Source organism: Paenibacillus sp. EZ-K15 (genome assembly GCF_002573715.1).
GTDB lineage: Bacteria > Bacillota > Bacilli > Paenibacillales > Paenibacillaceae > Paenibacillus_AQ.
On record NZ_PDHM01000016.1, the window covers coordinates 103455 to 125224 of the forward strand.

Sequence of the window (21770 nt, forward strand, 5' to 3'; positions counted from 1 at the left end):
AATTGTCCGTTATCCCCATAATTCCACGTTCAGGTTCACTTATAATAATAGTTGAAATAGATACGGTTAGGGAAGAGCATATCCCGGGTTGCGACCTATAAAACATGATAGTTGGGCTAACCCTTAATGAAGGTGAACGGAGGAATGTTCTATGTTCAGCGTAACGGATCTACGATGTGAGTATCAGCATAATCCGATAGGAATCGGCGAGAAGCACCCGCGTTTTTGTTGGAAGTTGGTCTCGGACGAAAGAGCAGTCAGTCAAACGGCCTATGAGATTGAGGTTTCGAATGACGATACCTTTGCCAAGCCCCTTTGGACCTCAGGGAAAGTGGCTTCATCGCAATCGGTTCATGTGGAATTAAGCGAATGGAGTTTATCGTCTTGTAAGCGCTATACTTATCGAGTCCGCGCATGGAATCAAGCCGGGGAAGTATCGGAATGGTCGGATGCAGCCTATTGGGAGATGGGGAAACTGCAAGGAGAGAAATGGGTAGGGAAATGGATTTCGGCACCTAGGTCTTTGCTGCCTACTGACTCTGCGCATCTACCGCTGCTTCGCAAGAGCTTCAGCTTAAAGTCGCCCATTGCGAAGGCAAGAATATACGCCTCGGCCTTAGGCCTTTATGAACTGGAGCTGAACGGAAAGCGGGTGGGAGATTGTTATTTCACGCCCGGTTGGACAAGTTACGATCATACGATTCAGACACAGACCTATGACGTGACGGAGATGCTGCATTCAGGCCAAAACGCGATCGGCGCTTGGCTCGGAAATGGCTGGTACAAGGGACAATTGGCATGGGAGGATCGGAGTGCGATCTATGGAGAGCGTTTAGGACTTCTGCTGGAGCTACATATTACGTATGCAGACGGGAGCGAAGAAGTAATTGCAACCGATTCAAGCTGGCAGTCGGCCAAAGGCCCGATACAGATGTCGGAACTCTACCATGGTGAAACCTACGATGCGCGGCTGGAGCTGGAAGGGTTCAGTTCGGAAGATTATAACGCAAGTGATTGGCACGGTGTCGAGTTGATCGATCACGGTTACGAGAAACTGAAACCTCAGATTAACGAGCCCGTCAGAGCCGTTCAAACGGTGCGGCCCGTTGGATGTCTGACCACACCACAAGGTGAAACCGTCATCGACTTCGGACAGAATTTGGTGGGCTGGGTCCGATTTAGCGTGTCCGGTGCGAAGGGCACCGTGGTGACGCTGCAGCATGCGGAGATACTAGATTCCGATGGTAACTTTTATACGGAGAACCTCAGAACCGCTAAACAAACGATTCAGTACACGTTAAAAGGCGGCGGAAAAGAAACCTATGAGCCTCATTTTACGTTCCAAGGCTTCCGATATGTGCGTTTAGACGGTTTCACAGAGGAGCAGCTGGACCGGGGGGCTTTCGAAGCGGTTGTGCTTCATTCGGATTTTGAAGAGACCGGGACATTCCAATGCTCGGAACCCATGGTGAATCAATTGCAGAGCAACATTCGATGGGGACTCAAGGGGAATTTCCTGGATGTGCCCACGGATTGCCCGCAGCGTGATGAGCGGCTTGGCTGGACCGGTGATGCACAGATGTTTATTGGGACGGCGGCCTATCTTGCCAATGTAGCACCTTTCTTCACAAAATGGTTATCGGATCTGGCTGCAGAACAGCGCGATGACGGAGCCGTTCCATTCGTTGTCCCGCATGTGCTTGGCGATGAAGCATATGCTTCGGCCGCATGGGGAGATGCAGCAGTCATATGCCCGTGGACGGTATATGTCAATTATGGCGATCGACGGATATTGGAGCGTCAATATGAGAGCATGAAGAGCTGGGTCTCCTACATTCAGGCTCAAGGGGAAAATGAATATTTGTGGAATACCGGCTTTCATTTTGGCGATTGGTTGGGGCTGGATGCTAAATCCGGCGACTATGTGGGTGCTACAGAGCGGGATTTCATAGCGTCGGCGTTCTATTGTTATTCGGTAGAGCTGCTTAGGAAAACGGCCGTCGTATTGGGACAAGAAAAGGATGCGGCCGCGTATGCCATGCTTAAGGAACGGGTTGTCGCTGCATTTCGTAACGAATTCGTGACCCCGTCCGGAAGGCTCGCGGCAGCGACACAGACCGCGCATGTGCTTGCGCTCATGTTTGGCTTGCTGGATGAAGAGGCAGAAAAACGGGCAGCGAAACGTCTCTATTCGCTGCTGGAGGAAAGTAGATTTCATCTAACGACAGGCTTCGTGGGCACACCCTATATGAACCATGTATTAAGCCGGCATGGCATGCATGACGCGGCATATAAGCTGCTGCTGCAACGGGACTATCCATCTTGGCTGTATCCGGTTACGAAAGGCGCTACCACGATATGGGAGCATTGGGACGGTATTAAGGAAGATGGCAGCTTCTGGAGCCGTGACATGAATTCGTTTAATCATTATGCATACGGAGCCATTGGCGAGTGGCTGTATCGTACGGTTGCCGGCATCCAAACCGTAGAGGAAGCGCCGGGTTATAAACATATTGTGATTGCGCCTGTGCCGGGCGAAGGATTGACGTGGGCTGAAGGCAAGATCGATACGCTGTACGGAACCGTCCGGTCAAGCTGGAGAATGGAAAGTGGAGAGTTTCAATTGGAGGTAACCATCCCGCCAAATACAACGGCGGAAATCCGTCTGCCGGGCGCTTCTGATGCCTCAAGCGTTACAGAAGGAGAGGCGATAGCTCTAGACCAAGCGAGCGGGATTCATTCTATGCGTGATGGGGGAGCAGGTGTTGTGATTCAAGTGGGCTCAGGAGAGTATGCGTTCAGATATATTTATTCCTATCACGCAGTGAAGTAATGAGTATGCAGGGAGCTAAAGTTCCTTACCGTGTTGAATTACGGTAAGGAACTTTTTTTCTTCTTACATAGTCACATTTATGGGCGAATGCACATACAAATACAAAGTGATCTTAAGGAAGCGAGGGGAACTCTGTGGCAGTCATCAAAACAAATTCGAATGATGTGGATCTTCTGGCAAGATTGATCCGCGCAGAGGCAGAAGGTGAAGGCGAGCAGGGCATGCTCATGGTCGGGAATGTCGGCGTGAATCGGATAATGGGCAACTGCCTGGATTTTCGAAATATCCGCAACATGAACGATATGGTTTTTCAGAGCCCGGGTGGTTTTGAAGCAACACAGAAAGGCTATTTTTATCAACGGGCCAGGGATCGGGATCGTCAGCTTGCCCAAAGGGTGATCAATGGGGAGCGCATATGGCCGGCCAGCAACGCGCTGTGGTTTTTCCGCCCGGCAGGGGATTGCCCGGCAACCTGGTACAATCAGCAGAACACAGGCCGATTCAAAGCACACTGTTTCTTCACCCCGACATATGCCGATTGCCCGTCCGTTTTTTGATTCATGTTATACAACCGCTTAAGCGGGAGATATAAATTAAAGGAGGAAATTACTTATGTACAATCAAGGTGTGCCGCCTGTGAATTTCATGAATGGAGTCCGTTATCCGGGAGTGCCGAACCGCGGGACGGCTGGTTATACGGCGAACGTTCCACCGCAGGTGCCCAGCGGAAGCCCAATGACGCCGGGAGGCACCGTTGTTCCGGCACCGCCGCAATTCGAACAATCTTACGTCGAGAATATTCTTCGACTGAACCTGGGCAAACAGGGAACCTTCTACATGACGTATGAAAACAACTCGCAATGGAATGCCAAAGTGTTCACGGGTGTTATCGAAGCCGCCGGACGCGATCATATTATCATCAGCGAACGGACGACAGGACGCCGTATCATTCTACTGATGGTGAACCTGGATTATGTCGTGTTCGACGAGCCGCTTCAATACCAATATCCGGGCGTTATCGGCAACCCGCCTCCAACAGGAAGATAATTTCTAGCAGCAAATGCATAATAACCTTCGTTTACTTAGGTGTAGACGGGGGTTATTTCATTATGTTTCAGATGGCAAATATTCAGTGTTATGCGATTTTTTTCCGTTTAGGTGCGTGAATATATCGTATTCTATTAACATTTTGAATGTTTATTCATAGAATATATCAATTCATCGAAAAACGAGTGCTAACGGCTGAGAATCAAATTAAAGCTTATAACAACGCTGATTAATGTCATAAGACAACGTTTGACTGTGTATCGTAGTACTATATAATTACTTATATAGCTTGATGAAGTCGGAATAAGATAAGGAGATGAGACCATTGGGAAGTTGATGCGTAGTCCGAACACGTTGTTATGCTTGATGGCACCACACATTTTTAATAACCGAAGGAGGTGTTCCTATTCGTCATAGCATGCTGTATGGCGGGTAGGAGATCGATTGAGTGACCCCTTACCGAGTTTGATTAGTTTAACCTTGGTATTGATTCTCGTCCTGTTAAATGGATTTTTTGTATCGGCTGAATTAGCTTTCGTTAAAGTGAAAAGCAGCCGCATTGACGCTCTGGTCGAAGAAGGACATAGACGTGCAAAATTTGCGCAGAACATACTGAAGAACCTGGACGGATATATATCCGCATGCCAGTTAGGTATTACCATCGTGTCCATTGGACTCGGATGGATCGGCGAAAGAACGATATCCGCCATGATTACGCCTTGGTTTAATGGCATTGGCTGGAGCAATACAGCTGTTCATGTCGTGTCCTTGGTATTAGCCTTTATCCTGATTGCACTCATGCACATTGTATTTGGTGCATTGGCGCCTAAGACGGTGGCTGTTCGTAAAGCGGAACAAATAACGTTGCTATCAGCAGGTCCACTGCGGGTTTTTTACACCATCATGTTCCCGTTTATCTGGTTTGCCAATGGGCTCTCCAATAACGTTCTCCGCCTATTCCGGATGCAACCGGTGGTTGAACGGAATGTGCATACCGAGGAAGAACTGCGGGATATGATGAAAGAGAGCAGTGAGAGCGGCCTGATGGATAGCACGGATATGGTATTGGTAGACAACATTTTTGAATTTGCCGATACGACGGCAAGGGAGATCATGATCCCCAGAACAGAAATGATCTGCTTATACAACAATCTTTCATTGGAAGAAAATCTGAAGATCGCAAGCGAGGGGATGCGAACCCGTTATCCAATCTGTGACGAAGACAAGGATCATATCATTGGCTTTATTCACATTAAAGATCTGATGCGCGGATTCGTTCATGACCAGCTTTCCTTGATTCGCCCGATCATTGCTGTTCCTGAGTCGATCAAGATCAGTGATCTGCTGCGAAGAATGCAGCGGAGCAAGACGCAAATTGCCATTCTTATTGATGAATACGGCGGGACTTCAGGACTCGTAACCCTGGAGGACATTATGGAAGAAATCGTCGGTGAAATTCAAGATGAGTTTGACGAAGAGCGCCCGGGTATTGAAAAGGTGGGGGAGGATGAATACTCCATTGATGGATTGATGCTGATCGATGAAATTAATGACCAATTTGGTCTGAACGTGGATACAGAAGACTATGATACTATCGGTGGATGGCTGTCCTCACGTCTTGAGGTGCTGCTCCCACATAAAGGTCAATCTGTCATGTATGAGGATTATCGCTTTGTGATTGAGGAGACCGAGAATAAACGGATTTCGCGGATTCGTCTGATCAGACAGCAGCAGCAGCTGATTCAGGAAGAAGCAGGCGCGTAAACTGGATATTAGAAGAAGTAGCGACATATTATGCCGCTACTTCTTTTTATTTGCAAAGAAGTTTCAATAATTATATCAAACTGTGAAAAATTAGATACTTTTGTGTCGAAATCATGTGTTAAAATATGGATGTTCCTAATATATTGAAAGAAAGGTGATATGATGTCAAAAGTACGCAGTCCTAAACGTATAGCTTCAGCGCTTGCAGTCAGTGTTCTACTAAGTTTATCTCTAGCGGGAGGGGCATACGCGGATTCCGCTGCAGACATTGCACCCGGTGCTTTAACCACTCCGCCTCCGGTGGAAATGAATCTGAACTCTTCTATCAACATTTTAGCCAATAAATATTTGATGAATTATTTTTCTTCAATTGGGAAAGTAAGCAGTACTCAAGTAGGCATAAGCGGTACTACCAGTGCTTCTCAAGCTGTTGATTCTCTGGGAATCAATTATGTTCTTCAACGCTGGACGGGCTCTGCTTGGGTTGATGCGGGAGCTTCATACGATAACGGAACGAATAAGGCCTCGCTGAGCGGAAGCAAAACTTTCAATGTGCAGGCGGGTTATTATTATCGAGCTAAGACGATTCACTGGGTCAATGAGAGCGGTACATATGAAGAAGGGACTTATCACACGAGTTCGGTTTTGGTGGAGCTATAATTCGAATACGGATTTATAAAGGAGTGCCCCAAAAGATCATAGATCTTGCGGGGCATTTTCTTTTTTTTCGTTGAAAGACGCTCCGTGAAGAATCGTCTCACCCATCGATGGCTTTATAATCTGCTCATGTGGACAACCATAAAACAAAAAGGTCGAAGACCAGCCCTCAATTTGAGCCTGTCTTCGACCTTTTTACGGTGCATAAATGATAGATCCAGGCTATTTTTCAAAGAAATAATATACTTTGGGACAGCCAGTTCTTTTTTAGATTATCTAAAAATCATTGTATGCTGTTTGCAATTTTTGTGAGTTCTTCTTCAGTAAAGAAGCCGCTAATGGATACAACTACTTGATCATTATCGTATAAGAAGCGAAGGTTATTTTCGGTTAAATAGGCTTTCGCTCCGGATTCAAGCACAATAGTCTTCTTGATATCCCCATTGAGATTGATCATTTTGCCAAGTTGCATCCCGATGAGATCAATATAGAAAAACTTATCATCCGAATTTTTATAATGAAGATGAAGCTCGTCAACAACTGGATTTTCCTCCGTTGTTAATGCGGTAGCCTCATGGAATTTGTAATCTTCCGGAAGATAATTGATCTTTGGTATTTTAAAAACGGCACGTTTTTGCGATTCTGTCAGAGATTCATCGGTATCTGTGAAAGGAACATATTCGGTGTCCACTAATTCAGCTGGCGGTACATACTCTTCTGGCTCTATTCCTTGTTCCGGTGGGGGAGCGGTTAATGCCTTGCCCTCATCAACAGGCTCTCGCATACCGAATATTTGAGTAACCACACCATTTCCCCAATCCTTGATCTCCTGATAAACCGGTGTTACCGCTTGAGTTACAGAGGATGGAGAGAATATCAACGCACCAAAGGCCATCGATGCGGCGATGACTCCGGCTAACTGAAATCTGTGTCGACGCTGTTTCTTTTTGTTAGCCTGATTGATTTGTTGCTTGACCTGCTGCCAGGATTGTCGTTTGGACTCGTTGTCAGTAGGGAGTGAGGAACGTGATGCTGCACGATCAAAGGCTTCGTCAAAGGCCTCGTCAAACCAATCATCGTATTTTTCGTTGCTCATCCAATTCACCCCACTCTCTATACAGCATTTTTTTTACGGATTCTCTGGCTCGAAACAAGCGCTGCTTCACGATCTCTTCGCGAGTATTCAGCAGCTCTGCGATTTCCCTGTACGTCAGACTATGCTTCCAACGGTACTCAATCAATAGCTTGTATTCAGGCTTCAATTGGTCGAGGTAATGCTCGATGGATTCCTCCAGCATATTCGACTCCACCTGATGTTCCACGTTTGTGGAAGAAACTGCCACGTCCTCTTCATTAATAAAAACACTCTCGACATCCACTTGGTTACGGTATTTTTTATTTTTTCTTAAATAATTCATCGTTGAGTTTTTGGCGACGACTCGGAGCCATCCCCGCATCTTGCTTTCCGTTTCAAAATTCGGCTTACTAGTGATCACTTTTATAAAGGACTCCTGAATGATATCCTCAACAGCAGCATGATCCCGTACGACATACAGTATCTGTCCATAAACGAGGTCATAAAATTCATAATAGATTTCTTCCTGAATAGGTTCGCTCAGATCAGCGAAATCTGCTGCAAGGAGGAGCTGTAATCGGTTGGACACGCGATAATCCCCTCTCTGGTGTAACCATCCTATTTCTCTCATCATTTTACAACATATCGGGTAAAAAAGCCCTACTAATTCTAATAACAGGGGGCTCTGAAGACTGTTTCCGCAAAATGGGTCTATCCTTATGAAGTCATGTGTTTGAAGTGCTTTAGCTTATGAGTTAAAATGGCAAGTCATAGACATGCGTCCATCTCTTCATCATATGCTCGGCAACCTATCGGTATTAATCGAAATAGGCTTGAAGTTGCATCGGGAAGGGAAGGGAAGGGAGGGAAGGGACTAGAAATTCCACTATGAATAAAAAAACAGAGCGGCCTCTGAATTTAAAGGCCGCTCTGTTACAGCGCTACGATCTCATTGCGGATGTGTCTGTTTTACGAATAGCGGAATTGCAGCGGTTTAAGCCCAATTCCCGTCGATGAATACGGGTTCCTCCGTGCCATCATGAGTGATTCCGGTAATATTAAGCTCTTTGGAGCCCATCATGAAGTCGACGTGGGTAATGCTGGTGTTCAGACCGCTTGCTTGAAGCTGTTCGGACGTCATGGTCTTGCCGCCTTCAAGGTTAAAGGCATACGCGCTGCCGATGGCCAGGTGACAGGAGGCATTTTCGTCAAACAGCGTGTTGTAATACAAGATGCCGCTTTCCGAGATCGGAGAGCGATAAGGCACAAGCGCAACCTCGCCAAGATAATGCGAGCCTTCATCCATGGAGATCAGGCGGGTTAAGGTATCCTCGCCCTGTTCCGCGGAGAAATCAACGATGCGACCATTCTCGAACGTAATCGAGAAATTGTCGATGATGTTGCCGCCGTAGCTCAAAGGCTTCGTGCTGCGTACCGTGCCGTTCACGCCTGTTTTGAGCGGAGCGGTGAATACTTCCTCCGTCGGAATGTTGGCAACGAACCGCTCGCCTTTCTCGTTGTGGCTGCCCGCCTGGGCCCAAATATGCCCCTCCGGAAGCTCGATCGTAAGATCCGTTCCCGGTGAAGTGAAGCGGAGCTTATGATACTTCTTGGCATTGAGCTCATCCGATTTGTGCTGGAGGGTCGTGATATGCTCTTCCCATGCACCAATGGGATCTTCGAGATCCGCACGAACGGCGTGGAAAATCGCGTCCCACATTTTGTCCACCTGCTGCTCGGCCGGAACGTCAGGGAAGACCTTGGCAGCCCAATCAGGGGAAGCGTAGGCAATGCCGGTCCAGCTCATTTTATCGGCTTGCTGATACTGCCGGTATTTCGCCATGGCTGCGCCATATGTACGCTGGTAATTGGAAATACGCTCTGGATCCACGCCTTTGAGCAGGTCCGGGTTCGAGGAGAGAATTGTCAAGAAAGCAGCTCCTTGCTCGGCAAGCTCGGTTACTTCCTCCGCATAATATGTCGGCGGCTCCAGAAAAGCTTCGTCTGGTGCCAGATCATACCGTATCCGGTTCACAACCTCATCACTGTAATTCACCTTAACTTGCTTGGCGCCCGTTTCATAAGCTTTCTTCACGATAAGACGTACTAGCGGCGCGGCATCGATCATTGCGTTAACAACCAGCGTTTGTCCCGGCTGCACATTGGCACCCACCTTGACTGCAAGCTCCGCATAGCGTTCCAATTTTTGTTCAAAGTTGGACATGACAGCCCCTCCATTTCTTTAATGCTAACTATAAGTAATCTCATGCGATTTCTTAATTATCCCACAATTTTTCTGTTTGTAAATCAACCTCAGGTCAATTAATGGCCGCAAAATTTCAAAGAAAGCAGCTACTTCATAAGAAATAGCTGCTTATTCTGTATCGTTTCTTAAAATGCCCAGTTTCCTTTCAGGAATACTGGTTCTTCCTTGCCATCTGCCGTCACTCCGTAAATATCCATTTCGCCGGAGCCGATCATGAAATCAACATGGGTTACGCTCGTATTGAGACCGTTCTGAATCAATTGCTCCTGATTCATATCTTTTCCGCCTTCTAAGCAGAAAGCATATGCACTTCCGAGGGCAAGGTGGTTGGAAGCATTCTCGTCAAACAACGTATTGTAATACAGGATGTTTGACTCCGAGATCGGAGATTGATGCGGCACAAGCGCCACTTCTCCAAGATAACGGGCACCTTCATCCATGCTCAGGAGACGCTCAAGGGTCTCATAACCTTGCTCTGCCGTGAAGCTGACTACTTTACCTTTTTCAAAAGTAAGGGAGAAATTGTTCACGATGTTACCGGCATAACTCAATGGCTTCGTACTATGCACGGTTCCGTTGACGCCTGTTTTGAGAGGAGCGGTAAATACTTCTTCTGTTGGCATGTTGGCCACAAAGGAATGTCCTCGCTCGTTAATGCTGTCGCCTTGTGCCCAAATATGTCCTTCCGGCAGCTCGATGGTAAGATCGGTTCCCGGTGCGATATAGTGGAGTTTCTTGTATTTCTTAGCGTTCAGCACGGAGGATTTCGCTTCAAGCACTTTGAGGTGCTTGTTCCAGGCTTCCACCGGGTTATCCTGGTCCACGCGTACGGTGTGGAAAATGGCATCCCATAATTTTCCAACCTGCTCGGACTCCGGCGCATCCGCGAATACCTTGGCAGCCCAAGATGCCGAAGGAACTGCGATCAGGCACCAGCTAAACTTGTCGGACTGCTGATAGGCACGGTATTGCTTTAATGCCTCGCCGCGCGCTTTGTAGAAGTTTCCGATACGCTCGGAATCAATGCCGCTGAGCAAATCGGGATTTTCGGCAAGCACATGCAGAATGGCTGCGCCGTTCTCCACCAATTCCGTCATTTCACCGGCATACCATTTTGGGGCTTCGGTAAAGACATCATCCGCAGCCTTTTCGAATTGAAGTCTTGTTATCATTTCGTCGGTCCACAGGATCTTGACCAGGCGGGCACCCGCTTCGTATGCCTTTTTGGCAATCAAGCGAGTGAACTCGGCGGAATCAACAGGAGCATGAACCACTAAAGTTTGTCCTTCCTGTATGTTAACTCCAACCTTTACAGCCAACTCGGCATATTTGTCCAAGTATGTATTGAAATCGGACATTTGGTACCCTCCAATGCAATTTAATTTACCAACCCATATTATACTAGATCAAGCCGCATAAGAAAAACAATAATCAGCTGCCAAGAAAAGTGATATACTGAGTCTTGTGAGTGCTTTACAATGTAATGAAGGAGCGTGGAAACGTGTCAGAAGTCCGAATCGAGCGTGCGGATATGAAGCGGGATGATAGCGATCAGTTCGTAGGATATACCGTATTTTCTATAGATGGACATGCATCAGCCTACGAGATCACATTCCTGAGCAAGAATGGCCGGGACTGGGACTACAGCCTGAACTTCGCTGGCGAGCCGGGAATCGAGGAGCAGTTTCTTCAGATTGACGAGCGGATTGAAGCCGACAACGAGTTGTTTGATGATTTGCTGGATGCAGCCATCGATGCTAGTGAGTTCGGCGAATAAAAGACGAATCAAAATGGATTCCAATGAAAACAAACCGTACACCTCCCATGGAAGGGAAGGGTACGGTTTGTTTAAGGTTATAGAATCTATAAGTTTTCAGCGGGTATGAACAACTTACCCTATCGTAATTCGGCCTTCCGGATGGCGGTACAGTTCTTTATTATTCTTGCGGCTAAGCGCGTAAGCAAGGGTTAACGGACCTAAGCGACCAAGGAACATGAGCAGGGCAATGGTGACCTTGCCAACACCGGACAGCTCGGTTGTAAGTCCCATGGATAACCCGGCTGTACCGAACGCGGATACGGCTTCGAACAGAATTCTTAAGAATTCGCCAGATTCCGTAACGGACAGAAACATGGAAGCTCCTACCAACAGCAGCAACGATAGTATCGTCAGCGTAATGGAACGGTAAACCAGGGCTTGGGAGATTCGATTGCGATAGAGAACAACATCACGTTTTCCCTGGATCATCGTAACGACGGCACCAATGAGTACGGCGAAAGTAGTCACCTTAATTCCGCCTCCTGTTGATCCGGGAGCTGCCCCGATGAACATCAGGATAATCATGAAGAACTGGGAGGATTGCTCCAGACTCGCGATGTCCAAAGTGCTGACGCCACCGGAACGAGGAGTGATCGATTGGAATAGGGAAGCCATGATTTTTACCGGGTACGAGAGCGGCCCTAAGGTTTTGGGATTGCCGTGCTCCAGAATAAAGATCATGACAGCCCCGATTACGATTAACAGTGACGTCACGGTTAATACAACCTTGGAGTGAAGAGACAGTTTCTTGCACTTCGGGTATTCAATAAGATCAAAGATGACGATGAAGCCGATTCCCCCAAGGAAGATCAAGAACATAATGATTATATTGACAAAAGGATCCGCTACATAGGTTGCAAACCCTGAGAAGGGTCCGTGAATTTGGCCAAAGAGGTCAAAGCCTGCATTGTTGAATATGGAAATGCTCTGAAATATGCCGAAGTAAGCCGCATCTGCAAGCGGCATAATGGCAGAGAACCTGAGCGTCAGCAGCAACGCGCCTACGCCCTCAATGATCAGAGCGTATATGAGCACTCTGCGGATGAGATCCACAATCCCTTGAATTTGGTATTGTCCCATCGCTGCCTGAAGGATCATGCGCTCGCGAAGCGAGATTCTGCGATTGAACATCAATGCAATCCAGGTGGCTGAGGTCATAAAGCCCAATCCGCCAAGCTGAACGAGCATGAGCATAACAATTTGTCCAAACATGGACCAATGAGTCCCTGTATCCACAACGGTTAAACCCGTTACACTGATGGCGGAAACCGCTGTGAATAGAGCATCTACAATCGAGGTAGAGCTCCCGTCTGCCGTAGCGATGGGAAGTTTAAGCAGGAATGTCCCGATCAGTGTAATCGAGGCAAAGCCGATCGCCAGAAATTTGGGAGGGGTCATTTGGTTGCGAAGGTCTTTCTTTTTCATGCCAATTATCCTTTTCCGAATGTTATAATTTTAAAATCATTCTCTAATATAACACGAAAGGTGAATCATTTAACCATCATGAATTCGAACCGAGCACCGATTCCCGTATTTATTCCTCTATTTATCGGCATCATAGCTATTTCTTTTTCCTCGATTTTTGTAAAATGGTCCAGCAGCCCCGTATCCATTCAAGCGATGTACAGACTGGTGATCACGTTCCTGATCATGCTGCCCTTCGCGGGAAAATACGTGCCGGATATCAAATCGCTGAAGCGAACAGATCTGCTGCTGCTCCTTCTATCCGGAGCGATGCTGGCTCTGCATTTTTTGTTATGGATGGGCTCCTTGAAGTGGACGAGCGTAGCCAGCTCCACGATTATCCTTGCTCTTCAGCCGGTATTCGTGATGATGGGTGCTTACTTCTGGTTTAAGGAGAAAACATCGCTGGCGGCGATCAGAGGCATGGCCATCGCCTTTCTCGGCGTCTTCCTTCTCATTGGAAGCAGTGGGCTTAGTGGGAGCAAGGGGCATTTGACAGGTGATATCATGTCTTTGCTGGGGACGGCTGCGGTTGCCGTCCATATGCTGCTGGGTCAATTGCTGCTACGGCGTCTGCCGTCATTCCTATACAGCTGGCTTGTCTTTGCGGTAGCGGCGTCCGTATTGGCGGTTTATAACGTGGGCATGAACATTCCAATGACGGGGTATTCCGGACGAGAGTGGGGGATATTTGCCTTACTGGCTGTCGTGCCAACGGTATTCGGTCATCTGCTATTTAACTGGTTGATGAATTATGCCACAGCCTCAACCGTATCAATGAGCGTTCTCGGAGAGCCGGTTGGAGCGAGTGTACTGGCTTTTCTCCTGTTGAATGAGTCGATGAGTTCCCTGCAGGCGGCAGGGGGAGCGCTTGTGCTGTTAGGGCTGGTATTATTCTTGAAAGTCGGGAAATCAAAAAAGCAGCCTGTAGACATTCAACCCGAAGCGCTGGGGTGAACTTCGCGTTATTTTTGCCCTGGCGGAGTAGTTATGATTGAATTTGCGTACACTGATCCTAAAAAGTAAAATCCTTACAAAAATGGATGTTGACTCGAAAAGGGGTTTCGTGCGTGAAAGCAGTCACTTATCAAGGCAGACATCGGATCCAAGTGAAGGAGATGAAGGACGCCGTCCTTCAGCACAGCGAGGATGTCCTGATCCGAGTCACCACCACGGCCATCTGCGGATCGGATTTGCATTTATATAACGGTGGATTAAAACAGCTGACCGATGATTACATTATCGGCCATGAGCCTTTGGGAATCGTTGTGGATGCAGGTTCGGAAGTAAGCAGGGTCAAAGTGGGTGACCGTGTAATTATTCCTTTTATCATATCTTGCGGAAAATGCCTCTTCTGCCAGAATCACATGGAGAGCCAATGCGATTATGCGAATGAAGCCAAGAATACCGGCGGTTTTTTTGGATATAGTGATGCGTTCGGCGGTTTTCAAGGTGCCCAAGCAGAGCTGTTGCGTGTCCCTTACGGAAATTCCATGCCCTTTGTTATTCCTGAGGACGCCGAGATGGAAGATGAGAAGCTGCTCATGCTCTCCGATGCGCTGCCCACAGCCATCTGGAGCGTGGAGAACGGAGGGGTTAAACCGGGCGATGTCGTGATTGTTCTGGGCAGCGGTCCGATTGGATTGCTGACGCAGAAGTTTGCCTGGCTAAAAGGCGCGAAGCGGGTGATTGCGATTGATCATGTGGATTACAGGCTGGCGCATGCGAAACGGAGCAATCTTGTGGAAACCTACAATTTTGAGAAAATCCCCGAAATCGAGCATTATATCCAAGAGATCACCAAGGGCGGCGCAGATGTTGTCATTGATTGTGTAGGTCTGGACGCCAAACGGACCCCTGCTGAAATGCTGGGCAGCATGCTGAGGCTGCAGGGAGGCTCATTGGGTGCTTTCCGCATGGCTGTGAGTATGGTTCGTAAATACGGGACCATCCAGCTAACCGGCGTGTATGGGCTTGTTTATAATGCATTTCCGCTGGGAGAGCTGTTCGAACGCAATATTATGTTAAAAATGGGGCTGGCACCGGTCATTCATTACATGCCGCACCTATATCAAATGTTGAAAGAGGGGACTGTAGATCCTTCGGATATCATCACACACCGGCTCCCGATGGAGAAGGCTGCCCATGGCTACGATATCTTCAATGAACGAAAGGATGGCTGTATCAAAGTCATCCTGAAACCTTAAGCAGCCAAATAAACCGAAAGAAGAAGCGTTCTTGGCGAATGAGGAGCATTCCCGGGACGCTTTTTTGATGGAAAAACGGTATAACAGCGTTGACAAGGCAGCAGGAAGAATTCATAGTAATTAAAAATAGAATTGTAGAGTAAGAGAGGAATCGAACACAGATGAGCACCAAGTCAGAACGGCTTCCCGCAGGTATAGAGGGAAACCAAGGAAGCCAGGGAAACACCTATCTTCAAGGCTTCAAAGATTGTATTCCAACCCTCCTGGGCTACCTGAGCATCGGTTTTGCGGCAGGTGTTGTCGAGCGCACAGCAGGTTTCAGCCTGCTCGAGATTGCGCTCATTTCGCTGCTGCTCTATGCGGGCTCCGGGCAATTTATTGCTGCAGGGATGATAGCGGCTGCTAGCCCGATCCTATCGATCATTGTTACGATATTTTTTGTTAATGCCAGGCATCTGCTGTTAAGCGCCGCGATTGCCCCGTACTTTAAAGGGCTTTCCTCGGGAAAAAGCTTCTTTATCGGCTCCCTGTTAACTGACGAGACATTTGGTGTTGCGGCAGCCAAGGCCACCGAGCAGAAGAGACTCGGCTATCAATGGATGGTCGGCCTGAATATCACGGCGTATCTGTTCTGGTGTGCAGCCAACGTAGCGGGGGGGCTAGTCGGGGAGTGGATTCCGGATCCGGAGAAGTTTGGCCTGGATTTTGCATTGCCCGGGATGTTTATTGGATTGCTGGCTCTGCAATGGATCAGCCGGAAGAAGTATAAGCTGGACTTCATGGTGGTTATGATTGCCGCCGTTTCGGTGGTAGCAGTCAGTACGATTCTGCCGGGAAGCGCGGCGGTGATTGTCGCAATTATGGTTGCGGCTACTGCAGGGATGGTGATCGAACGATGGAAATAAGATGGCATATCGCCATACTGATTATCGGTTGTGCTGTCGTAACCCTCATTCCAAGGGTTTTGCCGCTTATGATCCTAAGCAAGCTCCGCATTCCAGAGATGATGATCCGGTGGCTCAATCATGTACCGATTGCCGTCATGGGAGCGCTGCTAGCCCAGGAGCTGCTCCTATCGGATGGACGTGTAGATCCAGGTGGGCATACACTCGAATTGATTGCGGCCGTGCCCGCTTTCCTCACCGCTTTTCTCACGAAAAGCCTGTTTGCCACCGTCATCGTCGGGATCCTGACTTTGGTGGGACTCCGCCTGTTTTTCTGACAAAACGAAGCGCTATGTTTGGAATGTTTTTCGTATCCCTAACCGGAACGATTAAAAACAGCCATATTCCTTGGAATGACGAGGAATATGGCTGTTTCTATGTTCATTTGCTACCGTTCATTTGGGAAACTAGGATGTGCGAAGCCAGTGGCGGTAGGTTTCTTCCATTCCTTCTTCCAGGCTAAAAAACGGGCTCCACTGCAGCAATGCCCGGGTTCTCTCATTATTCAGGCAGCTATGCCGAATATCGCCGTTCTTCGCAGGCAGATAGTTGACATCAATGCGGTCAGGATGCAGCCTGCTGATGTGATCGACGAGTGAATTGACGGTATGACCGGTGCCGGTGCTAACATGAAGAACGCTCTCATCCCCGTGTTGGATGGAGGCGAGGTTTGCTTCAACCACATCCTTAACATAAATGAAATCCCGGGTTTGTTCGCCATCACCGTATATACGAAACGGTATCCCTTTACGCAGGCGATCACCAAATACCGCCACAACGCCGCCTTCCCCCTTCGTAGTCTGACCCGGACCGTAGACATTCCCATAACGAAGAATGGTGTACTGCAGGCCGAAGAAGCGGTGGTATAAACGGATATATTGCTCGCCTGCCACCTTGGAAAGTCCATAGAAGGAGATCGGATTAACCGGATCATCCTCCGTTAGCTGAGATTTCTCCAGGTCTCCATATACGCCTGATGTCGAAGCAAACACAATTTTACGAACGCCAGCCATGCGGCAAGCTTCAAGTATATTGATGGTGCCCATGACATTCGCATCCGCATCAAGCCCAGGCTCCTTGATCGACTGCTGCACGTTGGCCTGTGCCGCCAAGTGAAACACAACGTCCGGTTTCAGTACAGAAATATACGCTGTTGTCTGCTGACTGTTGACATCGGCTACATGTAAAATCGCCTCGCTGTGAAGGCGACCCGGATCTCCGGTTGTCAGGTTATCAATCACATGGACTTCATAACCTTGATTAACGAGTCTGTTCACCAGGTGGGAGCCGATAAAGCCCGCTCCGCCGGTTACAACCATCTTCATGTCGTAAACCCTCCAGCCTTTTGATTGGAATGCTTTATCCTACGTGATACGGGAGGTTCGTGCATTGGACAATTGACAGGGGGGGCGAAGGAATGGGCAGATTAGATTGACGTTTACATTCCTGTTATAATGGAAACTGCAATTTAACATTATATTTACACAAAAGAGGGAATGGAAAATGGAACGCTACCTTGAACAAAGGTTGAAATTAAGCATACTCGTTTTTTTGACGCTCTTATTGAAGTTGATCCTTCTAAGAGTGTTTCTGTTTAATGGGGTCGTATGGGGTAAGGTGCTTACCGACGCGCTATCTCTATTGGTCCTGATTAGCTTACTGGAGCTGATCCTGCCGGTAAGAGGGAAAAAGATGGTCTATGTGATCCTAGATGTCGTATTATCTTTTATCATGTTTGCGTCAGCGGTTTATAACGTTCATTTTGGCTCCATACCGACGTATACCGCGCTTGCGGGTATCGGTCAAGTAAACCAGGTAAGAGCCAGCATTACGGCTTTGTTAGAACCGGAGCACTTTCTCTTCTTCCTGGACCTGCTAGTCCTATTGGTCATATGGGCGGTTCGAAAAATTCGTTCGCGCTCACGAAGAGGATTGCACTTTGGTGGAGTCCGTTCCAGTTATTCCGCATCCTATTCGCGCAGACCTGGAATGAAGTGGCGCATCTCCATGACAGTTGTGCTGGTCATTACGGGTGTTCTGTCCGGACTTATCATCCATAAAGAATGGGGAATCGAGAATGAAATCGTGCGAGCGGAGCAGATGGGCTTTATGAATTATCAGGTATCGGCCGTGATCCGGAATTCGCAGGAGAATCGTGCCCTGGCCGAAGGGAGTCTGCAGGACACCATTCTGCGGTCCCAGCAGCTGCTGGCGACCTATCCTTACGTTAAGGAAGCAAAGGACAAGCCGGACTACTTCGGCGCTGCCAAAGGCAAAAATCTGATCATCGTTCAGATGGAATCGCTGCAGAACTTTCCGGTGGGTCAATCCCTGAATGGTCAGGAGCTGACACCGGTGATGAACCAGCTTGCGGATGGCGGCCTATATTTCCCGCATATCTTCCAACAGATCGGGCAAGGCAACACTTCCGATGCCGAGTTTGCGGTCAATACATCGATTTATCCGACCGGAACGGTGGCGATGTCCACCGGGTTCGGAAATAAAGAGCTGCCGGGTCTGCCGCGGCTCTTGAACAAGCACGGGTATATTACTACGACATTCCACGTGAATGATGTGAAGTTCTGGGATCGAAGCAAACTGTACCCGGCACTTGATTTTCAGCATTATTACGACAAGCCGTACTTCACGAATGATAACTTCAATGAATTTGGACCTTCCGATGAAGAGTTGTTCCGTGTCGGCGTGGACAAGCTGCTGGAGAATCAACAGCAGAACAAGCCTACCTATGCCCATTACATCACGGTATCCAACCATTCTCCATACCATGTGAAGGATGAATTCACGAAGATCACCCTGCCGGCTGAGCTGGAAGGGACCCATCTGGGGAATTACCTGAAGTCGGTGAATTATTCTGATTATGCACTCGGAACGCTGGTTGATCGTCTGAAGCAGAACGGGTTGTGGGAGGATACCGTACTGGTTGTGTACGGGGATCACTTCGGGATCAATCCGGCAGAAGCGGACGCCAATATGATCTCGTCAACGTTAGGGATTCCTTACCATGAGCGGGTCAGCCGATTTAACATCCCGCTTGTCATTCATGTACCCGGGATGAAGGAAGGAAAGGTTATCGAGCAGGTGGGGGGTCAGGTCGATATTCTGCCAACCGTCGCTAACCTTTTAGGTATATCGCTGGACGATGAAGGTTTTAACGCATTTGGCCATGACCTGCTGAATGTGGACCGCAATGTAATCGGGATGAGATATTATTTACCGACAGGGTCTTTCTTTAATAATGACATTCTGTTTGTGCCTGGGGACGGGTTTGAGGACGGCACGGCGGTATCCTTGAAGACGCTCGAGCCCGTAACGGACATCACGCAGTATCGCAGCGATTATGATTATATTCTGCAGTTAATGAAGCTGTCCGATGAATATGTGAAAATGCTGCCCAAGCGAGCGCCATAAAGTCAATGAGTGGTTAACGAGAAAGAGGATTGTTTCATCCAGCCTGACGCAGGCATGGATAATGCAGTCCTTTTTTTCTTGTGCAAAAGCTGCGATGGAGGATTGCCTCTGTTTCGTCATCTGTGCTATTATTACCCATATTGTTAACCTTATTATATATAAAAATGGTTGACATTAAAAACGGAGAGGGAGAATGAAGATATGACGACTCAAATCCATTATGATTGGGCGACGCTGGCTGACCATGTTGTGCAAGGGCATGATATTACGCCGATTGAGGCTTTGGCAATTCTATGCAGCGAGGATCAGGAACTGCTGACGGTTATGCAGGCTGCATATCGCATCCGCCGCGAGTATTACGGAAATAAGGTCAAGCTGAACATGATTGTAAACGCCAAGTCCGGTCTGTGTCCTGAAGATTGCGGATACTGCTCCCAATCCATTGTTTCGGAAGCGCCTATCGATAAATATGCCTGGCTTACCAAAGACAAAATTCTCGAAGGCGCGCGTGAGTCGATTCGCCGAAAGGCGGGCACCTACTGCATCGTGGCTTCCGGTCGCCGTCCTACCAATCGAGAGATTGATCATGTAGTCGCAGCGGTGAAGGAGATTACACAGACTACTCAGCTGAAGGTGTGCTGTTGCCTGGGTTTTTTGAATGAGGACCATGCACGTAAGCTCGCCGATGCCGGTGTGCATCGATATAACCATAATTTGAATACTTCCAAAGATAACTATGAACAGATTACGACCACGCATACATACGATGATCGGTTAGATACCGTGAAGCAGGCAAGCTCTTCCGGAATGTCCCCTTGTTCCGGAGCTATCTTCGGAATGGGCGAGAGCCTGGAAGAACGGGTGGAGATTGCGTTTGCTCTGAAATCGCTTGGAGCGGATTCGATTCCTTGCAATTTTTTGAATGCGATTGAAGGCACTCCGCTTGAAGGGCGCAAGGAATTGACCCCGACGATGTGTTTGAAGATTCTTGCCATGATGCGGTTTGTTAACCCCACGAAAGAGATTCGAATTGCAGGGGGACGCGAAGTGAATCTGCGCTCCTTGCAGCCGCTGGGGTTATATGCAGCCAACTCGATTTTCATCGGCGATTATTTAACGACAGAAGGCCAGGCACATACCGCAGACTGGGGATTGATTGAAGACCTGGGCTTTGAAATTGAGGAATGCGCTCTGTCATGATGTATTGACATTTAGACATGAAGCACATACTATATACCCGTAGGGGTAGGGACTGGGGGTTGAATGTCCCGTGCTCTTTCCACCAAGCATCAAGCTGATGCACTTGACAATGATGGGGGAATGCTGCGTGCTGATTGCATCTGCCGCTCTGATTATATTTATATTCAGTATATATTACCGGAGGTATGTACCTATAACTGGCCTGCGGTTCATGAAGTGCAGTGAACTTCGACAGGCTCAGAAGGAATGTCCGAATCTAAAAGTGCTCGATGTACGCGATGTATCCGAATATATGGCCTGTCCGCAGAAAGAGACGATTAACATCTCTCTCGGAAGATTGCCGTATGTGTGGGAGCAGGAGCTCAGACCCGATGACTCCGTGGTCATTGTAACGCCGAAGCGTTCGGATGGAATCCTGGCTGCTCGCAAGCTGAAGAAGGCTGGCTTTACTTCGCTTTTTTATTTGCAGGAGGATTGCACGGCTTGCAATTCCATGCAACATGTTTCACTGAATTAATAATGATCTGATCAGCAGACTCATGCTGGTCAGATTTTTTTTGTTTTCGGGTGAAAGGATAAAATTTGACAATGATAATCGTTATCATTTAGAATGAAAGAATATCGTTCATTTTACGGTTATTTTCGCTAAGGGAGTGTTCGTTCAATATGTTGATCGAGACGAAAACGATTATTGTTAAAGCAGGCACATCCAATTTGGTTGTTGAGCGTTTTAGCAAACCGGGACCCATTGAAGAAATTGAAGGTTTCATCGATCTGAATGTCCTTGTTAAGAATGCAAAGCGTACCGACGAAACGGAAGAAGTCATCGTCATGATTCGCTGGGAATCCAAAGAAGCTTGGAAACGCTGGGAAACCAGTCCCGCACATATTCAAGGACATCGTGATAAACGCGGCAAGCCGCAGCCTGAGCATGTGATTAGCTCCAGCCACGGCATGTATGAGATTATGGCATCCAAAGGACCGAGACCTGTTCAACAGGCATAATATCTTTATTATCCAAAAAAGAAGCGGCTGCTAAAGTCGCTTCTTTTTTTGTCCCATTGT

At 48.0% G+C, this 21770-nt stretch carries 20 protein-coding genes; 14 read left to right on the plus strand and 6 right to left on the minus strand.

The window, feature by feature from the left end; all coding sequences use genetic code 11:
- The first annotated feature begins 151 nt into the window (after nt 1–151).
- The 5 genes from CRG97_RS13085 to CRG97_RS13105 all read left to right on the plus strand — a co-directional run bounded on the left by CRG97_RS13085 (nt 152) and on the right by CRG97_RS13105 (nt 6304).
- Nucleotides 152–2833 carry a glycoside hydrolase family 78 protein gene (locus CRG97_RS13085; RefSeq protein ID WP_098743371.1) on the plus strand — a complete coding sequence of 894 codons (2682 nt, stop codon included), beginning with the start codon at nt 152–154 and terminating at the stop codon, nt 2831–2833.
- A 134-nt stretch (nt 2834–2967) separates the two neighbouring features.
- Nucleotides 2968–3390, plus strand: a complete 423-nt coding sequence (locus tag CRG97_RS13090) for a cell wall hydrolase (protein ID WP_098743374.1) — start codon at nt 2968–2970, stop codon at nt 3388–3390.
- An 88-nt stretch (nt 3391–3478) separates the two neighbouring features.
- On the plus strand, nt 3479–3880 hold the full coding sequence (gene gerQ, locus CRG97_RS13095; RefSeq protein WP_481856198.1) for a spore coat protein GerQ: 402 nt from the start codon (nt 3479–3481) through the stop codon (nt 3878–3880).
- 444 nt (nt 3881–4324) lie between these two features.
- Nucleotides 4325–5644: a hemolysin family protein gene (locus tag CRG97_RS13100; protein ID WP_098743380.1), complete on the plus strand. Its 1320-nt coding sequence runs from the start codon at nt 4325–4327 to the stop codon at nt 5642–5644.
- A gap of 159 nt (nt 5645–5803) precedes the next feature.
- Nucleotides 5804–6304, plus strand: coding sequence for a hypothetical protein (locus CRG97_RS13105; protein ID WP_237566378.1), 501 nt, complete (start codon nt 5804–5806; stop codon nt 6302–6304).
- 280 nt (nt 6305–6584) lie between these two features.
- Here CRG97_RS13105 and CRG97_RS13110 read toward each other — a convergent pair whose 3' ends face one another.
- The 4 genes from CRG97_RS13110 to CRG97_RS13125 form a co-directional block, all read right to left on the minus strand.
- Nucleotides 6585–7397, minus strand: coding sequence for a DUF4367 domain-containing protein (locus CRG97_RS13110; protein ID WP_098743383.1), 813 nt, complete (start codon nt 7395–7397; stop codon nt 6585–6587).
- Nucleotides 7375–7965 carry an RNA polymerase sigma factor gene (locus CRG97_RS13115; RefSeq protein ID WP_098743387.1) on the minus strand — a complete coding sequence of 197 codons (591 nt, stop codon included), beginning with the start codon at nt 7963–7965 and terminating at the stop codon, nt 7375–7377. The genes CRG97_RS13110 and CRG97_RS13115 overlap by 23 nt, the downstream gene beginning before the upstream one ends.
- Nucleotides 7966–8370: 405 nt before the next feature.
- A complete protein-coding gene (locus tag CRG97_RS13120) occupies nt 8371–9600 on the minus strand; it encodes an aminopeptidase (RefSeq protein ID WP_098743390.1) in 1230 nt (409 codons plus the stop codon).
- Nucleotides 9601–9767: 167 nt separating this feature from the next.
- Nucleotides 9768–11000, minus strand: a complete 1233-nt coding sequence (locus CRG97_RS13125) for an aminopeptidase (protein WP_098743393.1) — start codon at nt 10998–11000, stop codon at nt 9768–9770.
- A 143-nt stretch (nt 11001–11143) separates the two neighbouring features.
- Between CRG97_RS13125 and CRG97_RS13130 the strand changes: the two genes are divergently transcribed.
- Nucleotides 11144–11419 carry a hypothetical protein gene (locus CRG97_RS13130; RefSeq protein WP_071224350.1) on the plus strand — a complete coding sequence of 92 codons (276 nt, stop codon included), beginning with the start codon at nt 11144–11146 and terminating at the stop codon, nt 11417–11419.
- Between the two features lie 114 nt (nt 11420–11533).
- Here CRG97_RS13130 and CRG97_RS13135 read toward each other — a convergent pair whose 3' ends face one another.
- Nucleotides 11534–12886 carry a TrkH family potassium uptake protein gene (locus tag CRG97_RS13135; RefSeq protein WP_098743396.1) on the minus strand — a complete coding sequence of 451 codons (1353 nt, stop codon included), beginning with the start codon at nt 12884–12886 and terminating at the stop codon, nt 11534–11536.
- A gap of 78 nt (nt 12887–12964) precedes the next feature.
- Between CRG97_RS13135 and CRG97_RS13140 the strand changes: the two genes are divergently transcribed.
- The 4 genes from CRG97_RS13140 to CRG97_RS13155 all read left to right on the plus strand — a co-directional run bounded on the left by CRG97_RS13140 (nt 12965) and on the right by CRG97_RS13155 (nt 16354).
- Entirely contained in the window at nt 12965–13882 is a 918-nt protein-coding gene (locus tag CRG97_RS13140) for a DMT family transporter (RefSeq protein WP_098743399.1), read from the plus strand.
- A gap of 113 nt (nt 13883–13995) precedes the next feature.
- On the plus strand, nt 13996–15132 hold the full coding sequence (locus tag CRG97_RS13145; RefSeq protein ID WP_098743403.1) for an alcohol dehydrogenase catalytic domain-containing protein: 1137 nt from the start codon (nt 13996–13998) through the stop codon (nt 15130–15132).
- Between the two features lie 161 nt (nt 15133–15293).
- Nucleotides 15294–16037, plus strand: a complete 744-nt coding sequence (locus CRG97_RS13150) for an AzlC family ABC transporter permease (protein WP_098743405.1) — start codon at nt 15294–15296, stop codon at nt 16035–16037.
- Nucleotides 16028–16354: an AzlD domain-containing protein gene (locus CRG97_RS13155; protein ID WP_098743408.1), complete on the plus strand. Its 327-nt coding sequence runs from the start codon at nt 16028–16030 to the stop codon at nt 16352–16354. Before CRG97_RS13150 ends, CRG97_RS13155 begins: the two co-directional genes overlap by 10 nt.
- A 129-nt stretch (nt 16355–16483) precedes the next feature.
- On the opposite strand, the gene CRG97_RS13160 is transcribed toward CRG97_RS13155, so the two are convergent.
- Nucleotides 16484–17401: an NAD-dependent epimerase/dehydratase family protein gene (locus CRG97_RS13160; RefSeq protein ID WP_098743411.1), complete on the minus strand. Its 918-nt coding sequence runs from the start codon at nt 17399–17401 to the stop codon at nt 16484–16486.
- A gap of 178 nt (nt 17402–17579) precedes the next feature.
- Between CRG97_RS13160 and CRG97_RS13165 the strand changes: the two genes are divergently transcribed.
- The 4 genes from CRG97_RS13165 to CRG97_RS13180 all read left to right on the plus strand — a co-directional run bounded on the left by CRG97_RS13165 (nt 17580) and on the right by CRG97_RS13180 (nt 21710).
- Entirely contained in the window at nt 17580–19505 is a 1926-nt protein-coding gene (locus tag CRG97_RS13165) for an LTA synthase family protein (RefSeq protein ID WP_098743413.1), read from the plus strand.
- 201 nt (nt 19506–19706) lie between these two features.
- The gene (bioB, locus tag CRG97_RS13170) at nt 19707–20705 is read left to right on the plus strand and encodes a biotin synthase BioB (RefSeq protein ID WP_098743416.1); all 999 of its coding nucleotides are present in this window, start codon (nt 19707–19709) and stop codon (nt 20703–20705) included.
- Nucleotides 20706–20775: 70 nt separating this feature from the next.
- Entirely contained in the window at nt 20776–21222 is a 447-nt protein-coding gene (locus tag CRG97_RS13175; RefSeq protein ID WP_237566379.1) for a rhodanese-like domain-containing protein, read from the plus strand.
- Between the two features lie 149 nt (nt 21223–21371).
- Nucleotides 21372–21710, plus strand: a complete 339-nt coding sequence (locus tag CRG97_RS13180) for an antibiotic biosynthesis monooxygenase (protein ID WP_098743419.1) — start codon at nt 21372–21374, stop codon at nt 21708–21710.
- Nucleotides 21711–21770 lie beyond the last annotated feature (60 nt).